The organism is Methanosarcina sp. MTP4 (assembly GCF_000970045.1).
In the GTDB taxonomy this organism is placed as follows: domain Archaea; phylum Halobacteriota; class Methanosarcinia; order Methanosarcinales; family Methanosarcinaceae; genus MTP4.
This window is the reverse complement of the sequence record NZ_CP009505.1, coordinates 1,713,182-1,727,065: the sequence shown is the minus strand read 5'-3', so window position 1 is coordinate 1,727,065 and position 13,884 is coordinate 1,713,182. Positions and strand designations below refer to the sequence as shown.

Genomic DNA, 13,884 nt, shown 5'->3' with positions numbered 1-13,884 from the left:
GGCTGAAAAAAACCCTGCAAGATCTGAATAATACTGATAAAAGCCCTGAGATCTGAATGAAGGTTAAAAGTCAGGATAGACCTCAGGAGGCCGGAAAGGCTGAAAGGGCTGAGAGATTTGGAAGGGTTGGGAGGACCTGAAAAGCTGGAATGGCCCTGAAAAAAACCTTAAAAACCTTAAAAACCTTAAAAACCTTAAAAACCTTAAAAACCTTAAAAACCTTAAAAACCTTAAAAACCTTAAAAAAACCCCTGTGGGCCTGGACAATATTAAAATCCATTTAAATAATGTCTTATAAAATTTGAATGAAATAGGGGTTTCAACTCCCCAGACTAATAATAAAAAATCAAGAGGTACTATTTTAATATATATAACAACATATTTAATGTTTGTATATTGAGCTGACTTTAGGCCGCAAACCCCCGGGAGAAGCCGGAACCCCCAATTTTGCGTGATTAAGGGCGAGATGGGACCGGACCAGAAACGGAGAGGAAACTTTCCGGGGGACCACTGCAGTGGAAGTGATCCGGAATATGGACCAGGATGAGCGTTTCGAACAGGCAGTACGGGTAACGGGCGCAGGGCTATTCGTGAACCTGGGGCTAACTATTTTTAAGCTGTTTGCAGGAGTCCTGGGAAACAGCGCGGCGATGCTTGCGGACGGTGTCCATTCCCTTTCCGATTTCCTGACCGACCTGGTGGTGATCCTGGGCTTCGAGATTGCCAGGAAGCCTGTGGACAGGACCCATAACTACGGGCACGGGAAGGTCGAGACCCTCTCTGCAAGCCTCGTCGGGCTAATGCTTTTCGTAGTCGCAGGGCAAACTTTTCTCTACGGGCTCCGGAAAAGCCTGCTTGTCATAAATGGGGAGACCCTCCAGCAGCCAGCCCTGATAGCACTGTATGCCGCTATTCTTTCCATCCTCTCCAAAGAACTGATGTACCATTACACAATCCGCCATGCAAGGAAAATCAACAGTATGGCCCTGACCGCAAACGCCTGGCACCACCGCTCGGACGCCCTCTCTTCGGTCTGTACCATGATAGGAGTCGGAGCCGCTATTTTCCTTGGCGGCAGGTGGACGGTCCTCGACCCTTTGATGGCGGTTTTCCTGAGCCTCTTCATTTTCAAAGTTGCCCTGAAGATTTCCTGCAGCAGCGTAAACGAACTTATCGAAGCCTCCCTTGACGAAAAGACAAACGCGGAGGTCCGGGAAATCATCCTGAACACCGAAGGTGTCCGGGCTCTTTCGAACATGAAAACCCGGAAGATAGGGAGCAACATTGCCGTGGACGTCCACATAAAGGTGGACAGCGGCCTGAACGTCGGCGAAGCGGACAGGATTGCCCTCCACGTCGAACACTCCCTGAAAAAAACCTTTGGTCCCTACACCTACGTCCTTGTAAAAGCCGAACCCGATATCCCCGAGCCTCCCATCCACCCCGGAAAAACCGGCGTATGCCTGAGAAAAGAAGCGGAAACCAGGCCTGAAGAGTGGGGGTCAGAAGAAAGGAACCCGGATGAAAACAGGTAACGAAAATATACATATGGAATTCAGCAAAAACAGGATATCCAAAGTGGACCAAAAAACGGCAAGATTGGACGCAAAAAGAAACTAATAAAGCCTGCAAAATACTCTTTTCAAGATCTCTTTTTTATTCATTTTGGGGAGGCGCCGCCAGGCAAGCTGGCGGGGGCACTCATATAACACCCGGATCTAAAAACGGTTTCCGGTACCGTATGAAGTAATTCACGGATCCGGTTGATCATAACTCAAGGCTGAAACGAAGACTCGTCCATATTGCCTGTGGGCTCCATAAAAGTATGATAAACATTATCTACACGGGCGAACGTGGGCCCCTCCCACAAATCTTTTATCAGGAGCTCAATGGCTGCACGATGCCCCTCGGCAATTACGAAAACCCTTCCATCCCTGAGGTTCATGGGATTGCACTTTACACCCAGGCGTTCTGCAGAATTTCTCGCAAACCAGCGAAAACCCACATGCTGAACCCTTCCTGAAACATAGATTTCCGCACGCATAATATTTCCATAGGTCACAAATGGCTATTTTGAATAAACATGATATATATCTATGGTTATTCCGATTTGTAAAATTAGGCAAAAAATGGTTTTCAAGATAAAGGAGAAAGATGCAAAATAAGGAAAACAGGTTAAGCTTTTCCTCTGGTTAAGTTTTTCCAAACATCGTTCGTATTTAGTTTTAAATGTTTGGACACGGGATAAATCCCACATCTACATATAAATGTGTCCGAACGAACCACCAGCCCGATTACCCGGACGACCAACCAGGCCACTAATGCGATTGCTATCAAAGTAATTAGGGCAGCAGAAAAGCCTTTCACCCTGAGACCTTTTACGTAACTGTCCGCAGACGTTAAAATAGCCGCCGTAACAAACTCAGTACTGCAAAAAAGATCACCGCAATGGCAGCGCCAAGGCCGTAACCCCCAATTCCTGATTTGCCCACAATCCAGATTATAAATGCGGCGAACAATATTCCTATCAGTATTCCTGAGACTAACCTAACGAATTTACCAGCGGGGCGCATGTCAGCCACAAAAATCCTCCTCCCTGTTTTATAATATTGCACATATATTAAAAACACTTTTCTTTTAACGTGCCTTCCTCAACTCGAACCAGACAAGGTTCCAGTTATCCAATCATATGGGTGGGCGAGTTTTGAGACAAACTTCTTAAAAACAGCCTAGTTTATGTCTTTGGCTTACCGGGTTCCGGAGTGCTCTCAAAAAAGATCTAATTTTAATTTACGGGAAAGCCATATGAACGGAAAAAAGTTCACGTATGAAGACTAAAATTATAAATCAATTTAAATATATATCATACATATTTATACACTCATAAGGGGGGAACAGGTCTGGAAAACTTCGAGGACTCATCAGTCCAGACCATAATGGGAAGAATGTTTGAGTGTTACTGCGTTTTTCAGGGCTGGTAAGCTAACAGGGATTATCCCCCCTTATTCTATATCAGGATCAGGCAACCCTCAAGGGAAGGGACCTGGAATGCAATAAACATAGGGAGTGATTCTTAATGCGAAGAATGATGGGCGGCCTCCGGGGCCGCGGAGCAGAAAGCACACAGCGCTACAAAATGCGCGAAAAACTCATTTCCATCGGGGATGACTACTGGATCGAAAACGAACACGGGGAGAAGGCATTCTATGTTGACGGCAAAGCTATCCGCGTCCGTGACACCCTGATCATCAAGGATGTGCAGGGAAACGAGAAGTACAAACTCAAGGAGAAGCTGCTCCGGGTCAGGGATACGATGAGCATCCAGGACGCAGGAGGCGGAACGGTAGCGACAGTCAAAAAAGCCCTGATCACGCCCCTTCGCGACCGCTGGAAAGTGGATTTGGCGAATGGGTCTGAAATGAAAATTCATGGCAACATCCTGAACCACGAGTACAAAATTGATGCAGGGAGAGAAAAAGTTGCAGAAGTCTCAAAAAAGTGGTTCCGGGTACGGGATACCTATGGAGTGGAGGTTTCTCCCGGACAGGATGACGCCCTGGTCCTGGCCATTACGGTTGCAGTCGACCAGATGGCTCACGGATGAACTGAGAGTTTTAAAAGAATAAGAGGAAAGATGGGAGGAAAGATGGGAGGAAAGATGGGAGGAAAGATGGGGAGATAGATGATAGATGATAGGATAGATTGGAGAAAAAAGGGAGAAATGGTGGGGAGATAGATGATAGGATAGATTGGAGAAAAAAGGGAGAAATGGTGGGGAGATAGATGATAGGATAGATGGCGGGAAAGAATTGGGGGAAGGATGGTTGAAACCGCCTCTTTTTCGAGTTTCCTTGAGACTATAGGTGTCCTTGCCACACTGATCTTCGTGCTTACCAGCATGCTTGGTATGGGGTTCTCCCTTACAGTACCGCAGATAGTCGCCCCTCTGCGCAACACTAAGCTTGTACTCCTTTCGCTGGCAGCCAATTTCATACTTGTCCCGCTGCTTGCTCTCGGGATACTGTTTATCTTCCCGCTCTCCGAAGGGCTTTCAATCGGCCTTTTCCTTGTCGGCACTGCCGCAGGAGCTCCTTTCCTTCCGAAGCTCGCACAGGTGGCAAAGGGGGACACTGCGTTTTCAGTAGGGCTGATGGTGCTCCTGATGGTGGTGACGATTATTTACGTGCCCATAGTCCTGCCGCTCCTGATCACGGGGGTTACCATCAATCCGTGGGAAATAGCGAGATCCCTTATCCTGCTGATGCTCATTCCGCTTGCGATTGCCCTGTTTATCCGGGCCAGGTACGAGGAAGTGGCAAACGGGCTCCTGCCCCTGATGAACCAGGCTACCAGCCTTTCCCTGCTTGTCCTTTTCGTGGCTTTCTTTGTGGTCTACATCTCCGACCTCCTCGGCGTTATCGGGACCACTGCGGTTATTGCGGCGGTGCTCTTTCTGCTTGTTTCGTTTATCATCGGCTATTTCCTGGGAGGAGCAGCCCGGCCTATCAGGAGCGTGCTTGGCCTCGGGACCGCGCAGCGCAACCTATCGGCAGCCCTGGCAATTGCCGCGCTTAATTTCACGGACCCGGACGTAATGGTCATGATTCTGGTGGTGTCCCTGGCAGGCCTCATACTGCTGATGTTTATAGGAGGAGAACTTGGAAAACGTGCTGAAGCGGCGGCAGGAACCTCCCCGGAGCAGGGAAAAACTCCCACGGAACCTGAAAGGTGAAGAGAGAAGCAAAAAAGCAGCTAATGAAGTAAAACGCAGCCAATGGCATAAAAAAACAGTTGATGACACAAAAAGCAACTGATTACCCAAAAAGCAGCCAATGGCAAAAAAGCAGCTAATGAAGTAAAAAACAGACGATTGCACAAAAGGCAGCTGGTGACTCAAAAACGCGATGAAGTAAAAGTGACAGGCGTCACCGAATGCATGAGGATTTCCATGACATCAGAAGCCACAAGTTTTGTCATTGCCTTTGCAACGCTACTCTTTGTCTTCAGCCTTGTCTCCCGAAAAATCTCGGGTACCGTGGTCACTGCCCCGATGATATTTGTGGCGGCCGGACTGCTGCTCAGCCCGGAAGGGCTCGACCTGGTCGAACTTTCGGCAGGCAGCAGTTTCGTCCTCCTTGTGGCTGAAGTGGCACTGGTACTCACGCTGTTTGCCGATGCTTCCAGGATCGAACTGAGGGCGCTTGGCCAGAAGGGGGGACTGCAAAACCGCCTCCTTTTCCTGGGACTGCCGCTTGTAATCTTTACCGGAACTGCATCTGCTGCGGTTATTTTTACGGACCTGACCCTTCCCGAAGCTGCGCTTCTTGGAGCCATCCTTGCCCCGACCGATGCCGGGCTGGGCCAGACGATCGTAAACAACCCGAAACTGCCTATCCGGGCCCGACAGGGCCTGAACATCGAAAGCGGACTAAATGACGGGGGGGCAATCCCGTTCTTCATCTTCTTCCTTGTGCTGGCTAGCGGAGAGGAACTTAACCAGCCAATAGGTACCCTTCTCTCCCTGGCACTTGAACAGATAGGGTTTGGAGCATTTGTGGGAATCGCCCTGGGTCTCCTTGGGGGATGGCTTTCCGGAAGGGCTTCCAGGGCAGGATGGACCTCAGAGCTTTATCACAGGATAGAGTTTCTGGCCCTGGCTATCACCTCCTGGCTTGTGGCTGATGGGATAGGAGGAAGCGGATTCGTGGCGGCTTTTTTAGCGGGTATGGCCAGCGGAGCCATGGGCAGAAGGGTCGAAGAGGAGGAAATCATCTTTACGGAAGCCGAAGGGAGCATCCTGAGCCTTGCGGTTTTCTTCATATTCGGGGTCGTTACCGCAACAAGGCTTTCGGCCATCGGCTTTTCTGAAATCGTTTATGCAGTGCTGAGCCTCACTGCCATCCGCATGGTCCCGGTGGCAATCTCCCTGATAGGTACGAAACTGCACCGTGAAACTGTCCTCTTCCTGGGCTGGTTCGGCCCGAGAGGCCTGGCATCAGTCGTCCTGCTGCTCATCGCCATAGAGGAGGCAGAAGGGATTCAGGGGCTTGAAACGATAAGCCTGGTCGTGACCACCACTGTCCTTTTAAGTGTCTTTGCCCACGGGATTTCTGCAAACCCTGCAAGCGAATGGTATTCAAGAAGAGTAGCTGCACTGCCGGAAGACGCGCCGGAACTGGGTGAGGTGAAGGAACTGCCCGCACGTCCGGAGTTTAATGCTCCCGAAAATCCACAGGGAAACTCCCGGGAGAAAACGCAGTAAAGAGAAAATAGGGAAAAAGGAAAGTGGGAAAAGAAAATCAGGAAGAAGAAAATCAGGAAGAAGAAAATCAGGAAGAAGAAAATCAGGAAGAAGAGGATCAGAAAAAAGAAGATCAGGAAAAAGAGGGAATATTCCAAAATTATATATGTTAATTTATATATATTCTGGGATTTATACATATATTGTATCAATTCAGTAACCTGATACCTTAATTAAAAAAGAGGGGAGATTGGGGTCTTTACACTCTTTCTTTAGTTAAACGGCAGCTGAAAAGCCAGGATGTAATGCTACTGATATTTAATTTTCTTGACTGAAATGCATTGGAAATCCATGGAAATTAGGGAGCAAGACAGGGAAGTGATCTATAATAATTTGAAAAACAAGAGTCGGCAGTAAAAGAAAAATTTGGGGTAAGAAAGATTGGGGGATATAAATATGAATGCAACTACTAGTTCAACGCCAGCCAAAGTTCTAATTTACAGCACTGCTGCAGTTCTCCTTACACTAGGTATGGAAGCGATTTCAAATATACTTGTACCGATTTTTTTTGCTATTTTTGCCTTTCTAATCTTTTCCCCTCTGGTTCACTGGCTCATTAAGAAAGGGGTTTCGGGAAAAGTTAGCGTTCTTCTGGTAATCCTTTTTTTCATAATTGTTTTTGTTGGAACCGTGATTCTTTTCTTAAGCTCTTTAGTCCAGCTTAGTGACCAGATTCCAGACTATGAAAATCAGTTTGATAGCACTCTGGACAGTATTTCAGCATATTTGCCTACAGTTGGAGTTTCCTTGGAATCGATCCTGCGCAATGTTGCAACATTTGCTTTCAGCGTGTCAGGGGAAATTATTTCAGGAGCCTTAAATGCCGGATCAACAATTGTGCTCATTTTTGTCACGACAACATTTTTACTCCTGGATTCTGCAAGTGCGCCAAAAAAGGTGCAAAAAGAAGTTGAAGGTGAACCGGTACAGCTTTCGAAGTTTACCCAATTAAGCAGCAGCGTCGTAAATTACATGGTCCTGAGGACTGAGACCAACCTGCTTGGGGGAATCGGAACTGCCATACTGCTCCTTATAGGAGGCATAGATTTTGCTATTCTCTGGGGACTCCTGACATTCATATTCGGTTATATCCCTTACCTGGGCTTTTATCTTGCCGCTGTTCCACCTATGCTCCTTGCCCTGTTCAAGTATGGGCCTATAGGGGCAGTAGCTGTCCTTGCCGGAATCAGCATTATCAATATGCTCGTGGAAAATGTTCTTTTCCCGTCTCTTGCAGGAAAAGGCCTTAAATTGTCTCCGACGATTGTATTTCTTTCCCTGTTTTACTGGTCCTTCATACTGGGAGCTGCAGGTGCACTGATTGCCGTCCCCCTCACAATGGTTGTAAAGATGGTCCTGGAAAGTTCCGAGGAGACACGCGTGATGGCTAAAATGATGGAATCAAGCGGGGATAGAGATCAGGAAGAGGAAAAGGCTGAGGAAAACGAAGGCGAAAATTAATCCTGAGGTCCTGAAGCCCTTAACCGTATTCATTGCTGCTGTTCCGGACCCATGCCCCGGAAACCGGCGACTGCCGGATTCTATATTTTTCATAGAGGTTCTGGTTTCCACTGTATACATTCCCCCTAAAAACCTCCTTTTCGTTCAAAAGAGAACCTGACTTTCAAAGTAAAAACGATATGCATCGAGGGTAAAAGCATAGGTATGCATATATATTATAAAACCTTTTTTATAAAATAAATTATCTAAATAGCCAGCCTGGGCTACATATTCAGACCTCTAAAGGGGTAGGGAATAATATAGTGGGAAAAGAAGGCACGGATACTCCAGAATTCTATAGCATTATGGCGCTTTGCTTCGACGGATAGAAAAAAGCCGAAACCAAAGAGGCTCCTGCGCAGTGACCCGGCTGCTTTCCCGAGCATAAACAGCCTTTGAAAGCATGGATACCATGTTCACTCCGGAAAGAAGTACGACCTGAATGTGACTTTCGGAGCTGACCTGCTCTTTGATTATAGGGGTAAAAAGTAGCAGCTCCAAAACCTGAACTTCTGGAAACAACGGTATACGTTTCCCTAAATCGTAATTCAGTGACGGCAAACCGGGGGAATGCCGCTACACTGTCAACTGACCTATTCTACCGGGCCTGAAAAAGAATCCTGACGGCTAGCTGACCCTGTAGATCCGGAAAGATTCAGCGGACAGGGGTAGGGAGAGCAAGAGCCGCAGATAAAAGAGCGCTGCAAATGCCCTCGAAAAATACCTGAAACTAACTCAGAGGGAGAGTAGTCGAAACAAGACAATAGAAAGGAGATTGAGAAAATGGTACAGAAACCAGAATTAACCGGACGGGAGATTCTCCCGGTCCCTGACATCGCATCCAAAGGAAAAATGGCACTGGACGCACGAGATGCCGAATTTCCGGCAATAGAGCCGCTTCGCCCTCCAAAGGGAGCTCCCAATGTGGTCATAGTCCTGATCGACGACATGGGCTTTGGTGCGCCGAGTTTGACCGGCGGTCCCTGCCACATGCCTGCAATGGAACAGGTAGCCGGAAACGGCCTGCTCTACAACCGCTTCCACACAACAGCGCTCTGTTCACCCACACGAGCGGCGCTACTGACCGGGCGCAACCACCACTCTGCAGGAATAGGTTCGGTTTGTGAGGTCGCCACCGGCATACCGGGCAACGACAGTGTACGTCCTAACAGTGTTGCCACCATTGCCGAGATGTTGCGGCTAAACGGCTACAGCACAGGCTGTGTGGGAAAGGCGCACCAGACCCCGACCTGGGAAGTCAGCATGTCGGGTCCCTTTGACCGCTGGCCCACGGGAGAAGGCTTCGAGAAGTTCTACGGCTTTGTGGGCGGGGAGACAAACCAGTGGTCGCCCACCCTGTACATGAACAACATCCCGGTCGAGCCCTGGGGGACGGCAGAGGAGGGATACCACTTTTCAGAGGACATCGTCGACAAAGCCATCTCCTGGGTGCGCGGCCTGCAGGTCATGACCCCGGACAAGCCCTTCTTCCTCTACGTCTCGTTCGGGGCCACCCACGCGCCGCATCACGTTCCTCGGGAGTGGATGGACAAATACATGGACAGGTTCGACAAAGGCTGGGACGCCGTGCGGGAAGAGACCCTGGCAAACATGAAGGCAAAGGGAATCGTGCCTCTTGACACCGAACTGACCGGCAGGCCCGAGGGAGTTGAAGCCTGGGACGACCTGAACGAGACACAGAAGAAGGTCTATGCCCGCCTGATGGAGGCTTATGCCGGGTTTGCGGAGCACACCGACGCCCAGGTGATGCGCCTGATCGAGACGCTCGAAGACATGGGCGTCTATGAGGACACCCTCTTCATCTACATCGCCGGGGACAACGGTGCCAGCGCCGAGGGCGGCCTGGACGGTACCTTCAACGAACTGATGGCCTTGAACGGCATTCCCCAGGTGCTGGAAGACGTGCTTCCCAGGCTGGACGAAATTGGGGGACCGAAAGCCTTCAACCACTACCCTGTCGGCTGGGCTCACGCCATGAACTGCCCCTACCAGTACACCAAGCAGGTCGCTTCACACTTCGGCGGCACCCGCAACGCCATGGCCGTTAGCTGGCCCAGGGGCATCAAAGCCAGGGGGGAGATCCGCCAGCAGTTCCACCACGTCATCGACATCCTGCCTACTGTCCTGGAAGCAGCCGGGCTGCCCGAACCCTACATGGTCAACGGCATCGCCCAGAAGCCCCTGGAAGGCGTCAGCATGGCCTACACCTTCGAAAACCCGGATGCTGAGAGCCGGCACATGACCCAGTACTTCGAGATCTTCGGCAACCGCGGCATCTATCACGAGGGGTGGACGGCAGTTACCCATCACAGTACACCCTGGCTCACCCGGGAGTGGCCTTCGTTCGATGCGGACGACTGGGAGCTCTACGACACCAGCAAAGACTGGAGCCAGGCCCATGACCTCTCAAAGGAGATGCCCGACAAGCTGCGTGAGCTGCAGTACCTGTTCATGATCGAGGCTTCAAAGTACAACGTCTTCCCCCTCGACGACCGGCGCTACGAGCGCTTTAACCCAGCCGTTGCCGGCCGCCCGGACCTGCCCGGAGACCGCACGACTATGACTTTTTACCCTGGCATGACACACCTGATGGAAAACACGGTGCTCAACGTCAAGAACCGCTCGCACACCGTCACCGCCGAGGTGGAGGTCGCCGAAGGCAAGACGGACGGCGTGATCGTGGCACAGGGCGGGCGTTTTGCAGGCTGGGCCTTCTACGTCAAGGACAGCGCGGCCAGGTATGTCCACAACTTCTTCGACTTTGAGTACTCCTACGTGGAAGCGTCCGAGAAGCTGCCTGCAGGTACGGTCAACATCCGCTATCACTTCGACTTCGACGGCGACAAGCCCGGAGGCGGCGGCACGGGGACGATCTACGTCAACGATAAGAAGGTCGGCGAGGGACGCATCGAAAAGACCGTGCCCTTTGTCTTCTCCGCCGATGAGACCATGGACATCGGCAGCGACCTGGCCCTGCCGGTGACCGACGACTATCCCGAAGGCGTAGCGAACAGGTTCCAGGGTAAAGTCAACTGGGTGCGGGTTGACCTGGAGGAGGACAACGTCAGCCATCTCGAGCCGGAAGAGACAAAATACCAGCGGATAATGGCGCGGCAGTAAGATGTGAAATGTGAAGCAGGAATGGTGGCCAGCACGGGAAGTGTGGGAGCAGAGAGCAAAGAGCAAAACCGTCCTGATACAGCTTCCTCATGATGGGCCGCCAGCATTTAAAGAAGTAAAACTGCTGACGCAAAGCATCGATCAGAATGGACCAGCATGGACCAGTATGGACCGATTTGCAAAAAGCAGTGATGCTGAAATCCTTTAAGGGTTTGGTCCTGACACTTCTTTTTACATACGATATATCTTAACAAACGTGGGGGAAAGTAAAATGAAGAGATTTGCAGCGGTATCACTGGCTGTTCTCATGCTTCTTACTGTATTTGCACCCGCTGCAGGTGCACAGGATGTAATTGAGGTCCGCAGTTCAGTGTTCAACGGCACTGATATCGACGACATTATTGATACATACGGCAACGGTACCATCCTTCCAATCGATGGTTCTCGATTTCCGATATTCTACTATGACATTGACGACAACGTGTCAACAGAGATTGTTCTCATTGTCGATGTTCCGGGCACTGAAAACAACATCATTGGAGAAAACGGCCTAGTTTACATAACAACGATTCAGCCGATCGGATACGAATACGAAAACCCGGCTGCTGGCTGGGACAACTACAGCATTATCGGTTTCGGCGCACAGATAGCCGTCCCACTCAAACCTGACAGGGCTGACAAACTTTCCAGGCTCGTCCTTGACAGTGACGACAAGTACACCCTCAGAACAGGGGAAACTCTTGAGCTTGGACAGGGATACACGCTTGAAGCAAAGCAGGTTGATGTTAACGGTGAGAAAGTCTGGCTCCAGTTCAACAGGGACGGAGAATACGTAGATGACGAAATCATCTCGGTCTCAGAGGGCAACACTACCGGTAGAACCTGGGATGTCGAGCTCGATGATATCGAGGAAGAAGACGATGTAGTTGTCCTCAGGGTACACGTCAACCAGGTCTTCCAGGGTGCTGTCGACAGCATTGCCCAGATCGAAGGGCTCTGGCTCATAGACTACGCAAATTCAAGGACCATTGAGTCTGATGACGAATTCGGCGAACTGGATGATGTTGCCATCCTGGGACCAGCCCTCAGGCTCACCAACGAGGACAGTATAACCCTTACCAGGGACGGCACAGACAAAATTCTTGAAAACGTGTCCTTCAGGACAGCTGACACAGGATCCGATGTGCTCAGGTTCCATCTCATGAAAGAAATCAGAGAGCCGGGTATCCATGTGATAGCGGGAGCAGCCTCCTTCGGCCCGGGTAACTTCACCTGGGATGCATCCAGCTTTGCAGGCTTCTTTTATGACCTCGACGACAATGTCGAAACCGAATCCCTCAGTGTCTCCAACATTGACGGAAACGTGATTCCTGAAGGAAACCTGGTTTACGAGACTCGCATTGAGAAAGTTGACTATGAGTACTTCAACACGGATGAAGGCTGGGACCGGTACCCCGTTATCGGCTTCTTTGCACAAGAATATGTCCCGCTAAAGGAAAACAAAGCTGACAAACTCTCGAAGCTTGTCCTTGACAGCGATGAAAAGTACACCCTGAGAACCGGCGAAATCCTCGAGCTTGGCGAAAACTATTCTATCGAAGCAAAGCAGGTCGATGTTGAAGGGGAGAAAGTCTGGCTCGAATTCACAAGGGACGGCGAATTCGTAGATGACGAAATCATTTCAGTCGCAGGGGGTAACACTACCGGTAGAACCTGGGACGTCGAACTCGATGATATCGAGGAAGAAGACGATGTAGTTGTCCTCAGAGTACACGTCAACCAGGTCTTCCAGGGTGCTGTCGACAGCATTGCCCAGATCGAAGGTATCTGGCTCATTGACTATGCAAACGCAATGACCATAGAGTCTGATGACGAATTCGGGAAGCTCGACGATGTTTCAATCCAGGGCGATACCCTTAGCATCAGCAATGAAAACACCTTCACCCTGTCCCTGGACTCCGAAGAAGAAATCACTGAAGGCATGTTCTTCAAAATCGGGGACACCCCTGTAGAGGAACTCAGGTACTTCCCATTCGTTGTGAGGATTCTCGGGGAAATAAACGAAACCACAGGGCTTCCTGAAATGAATGAAACCGAAATGGGAGAGAACGAAACCCGACCTGAAGAGAACGTAACCGAAACTCCAGGCGAGAACGGAACTGAGGAACCGTCTGGGGAAGAAACTGAGGAAGGAGCTGAGGAAGAAACTGAGGAAGAAACTGCAGGCAACAACACCACTGGTGGAGAAGAAGGAGAAGGAACTCCCGGATTCGGAATTGTCCCTTGCCTTGTCGGACTCCTTGCAGTCGGCTACCTCTTCAGGAGGAAGAGCTAAATTCTTTGAGTGAAGGGTTTTCCTTACCCTTCGCTCTTTCAAATTATTTTTATTTGGCCTGCTCTTCTTTATGCCTATTTCCAGCACTTTTTGATATCATGGCTGTGTAGAAATCCCGTATATATAGTCACGCCTGCATTTGATGCGACATAAATTGCTTTATTACACATCGTTTTTTGTCGCATTAATTACGCTCGTGACTATAGCTTGAAATGGCCCTGGTTTTTATTACCGGGTTTACTAATGATTCCAGTTCCGGGAATTTTCTTTATTAATATCGGTAACAAGGGCCCTCACCGCTTGCGTAAGCAAGCGGCCCTTCCCGAAATATCTGAAAAAAAGCACATGAAATTCTCTGAATAACAGGCACAAAGAAATGAAAGTACACGTCGACTTTCATGCCAAAAGCAGTTACAAAATAAACTGCAATTATTGGCTTTTATTTTTATTCAACTCACTTCGCGTCATATTCTGATTTTTTTAGTTATCCAGCCATATTTTTTTGGGACTTCCATACTATTTTTAGTTATTTTAATGTACTTTCTGGAAAAGCCGGTCGTCAAAGACGACCGGTGAGAATGCCGGTACCTATAAAGCAAGTCGAAAA

General features: G+C 49.5%; 10 protein-coding genes. 8 read left to right on the top strand and 2 right to left on the bottom strand.

Annotated features, from left to right (window positions below):
* The first annotated feature begins 515 nt into the window (after positions 1-515).
* Positions 516-1,535 carry a cation diffusion facilitator family transporter gene (locus MSMTP_RS07370; RefSeq protein WP_231582956.1) on the top strand — a complete coding sequence of 340 codons (1,020 nt, stop codon included), beginning with the start codon at positions 516-518 and terminating at the stop codon, positions 1,533-1,535.
* 239 nt (positions 1,536-1,774) lie between these two features.
* Here MSMTP_RS07370 and MSMTP_RS07365 read toward each other — a convergent pair whose 3' ends face one another.
* Positions 1,775-2,044 (bottom strand): acylphosphatase, encoded by a 270-nt coding sequence (locus MSMTP_RS07365; protein WP_048178462.1) that lies wholly within the window; start codon positions 2,042-2,044, stop codon positions 1,775-1,777.
* Positions 2,045-2,399: 355 nt separating this feature from the next.
* Positions 2,400-2,582, bottom strand: coding sequence for a hypothetical protein (locus MSMTP_RS07360; protein WP_048178461.1), 183 nt, complete (start codon positions 2,580-2,582; stop codon positions 2,400-2,402).
* 494 nt (positions 2,583-3,076) lie between these two features.
* On the opposite strand from MSMTP_RS07360, the gene MSMTP_RS07355 reads away from it, so the two are divergent.
* From MSMTP_RS07355 to MSMTP_RS07325, 7 genes are all read left to right on the top strand, one after another.
* Positions 3,077-3,604, top strand: coding sequence for an LURP-one-related/scramblase family protein (locus MSMTP_RS07355; protein ID WP_048178460.1), 528 nt, complete (start codon positions 3,077-3,079; stop codon positions 3,602-3,604).
* Positions 3,605-3,820: 216 nt separating this feature from the next.
* Positions 3,821-4,732, top strand: a complete 912-nt coding sequence (locus MSMTP_RS07350; RefSeq protein WP_048178459.1) for a bile acid:sodium symporter family protein — start codon at positions 3,821-3,823, stop codon at positions 4,730-4,732.
* A gap of 156 nt (positions 4,733-4,888) precedes the next feature.
* Positions 4,889-6,262 (top strand): sodium:proton antiporter, encoded by a 1,374-nt coding sequence (locus tag MSMTP_RS07345; protein WP_231582955.1) that lies wholly within the window; start codon positions 4,889-4,891, stop codon positions 6,260-6,262.
* 23 nt (positions 6,263-6,285) lie between these two features.
* A complete protein-coding gene (locus tag MSMTP_RS20175; RefSeq protein ID WP_255351023.1) occupies positions 6,286-6,414 on the top strand; it encodes a hypothetical protein in 129 nt (42 codons plus the stop codon).
* Between the two features lie 283 nt (positions 6,415-6,697).
* Positions 6,698-7,762 (top strand): AI-2E family transporter, encoded by a 1,065-nt coding sequence (locus MSMTP_RS07340; protein ID WP_048178458.1) that lies wholly within the window; start codon positions 6,698-6,700, stop codon positions 7,760-7,762.
* Between the two features lie 891 nt (positions 7,763-8,653).
* Positions 8,654-10,942, top strand: a complete 2,289-nt coding sequence (locus MSMTP_RS07335; protein WP_197076166.1) for an arylsulfatase — start codon at positions 8,654-8,656, stop codon at positions 10,940-10,942.
* A 271-nt stretch (positions 10,943-11,213) separates the two neighbouring features.
* On the top strand, positions 11,214-13,277 hold the full coding sequence (locus MSMTP_RS07325) for an S-layer protein domain-containing protein (RefSeq protein WP_048178455.1): 2,064 nt from the start codon (positions 11,214-11,216) through the stop codon (positions 13,275-13,277).
* Positions 13,278-13,884: the final 607 nt, after the last annotated feature.

Coding starts and splice junctions, on each gene's coding strand:
- MSMTP_RS07365 (WP_048178462.1), bottom strand. CDS start 2,044: ATGCGTGCGGAAATCTATGTTTCAGGAAGGGTTCAGCATGTGGGTTTT.
- MSMTP_RS07355 (WP_048178460.1), top strand. CDS start 3,077: ATGCGAAGAATGATGGGCGGCCTCCGGGGCCGCGGAGCAGAAAGCACA.
- MSMTP_RS07350 (WP_048178459.1), top strand. CDS start 3,821: ATGGTTGAAACCGCCTCTTTTTCGAGTTTCCTTGAGACTATAGGTGTC.
- MSMTP_RS07340 (WP_048178458.1), top strand. CDS start 6,698: ATGAATGCAACTACTAGTTCAACGCCAGCCAAAGTTCTAATTTACAGC.
- MSMTP_RS07335 (WP_197076166.1), top strand. CDS start 8,654: ATGGCACTGGACGCACGAGATGCCGAATTTCCGGCAATAGAGCCGCTT.
- MSMTP_RS07325 (WP_048178455.1), top strand. CDS start 11,214: ATGAAGAGATTTGCAGCGGTATCACTGGCTGTTCTCATGCTTCTTACT.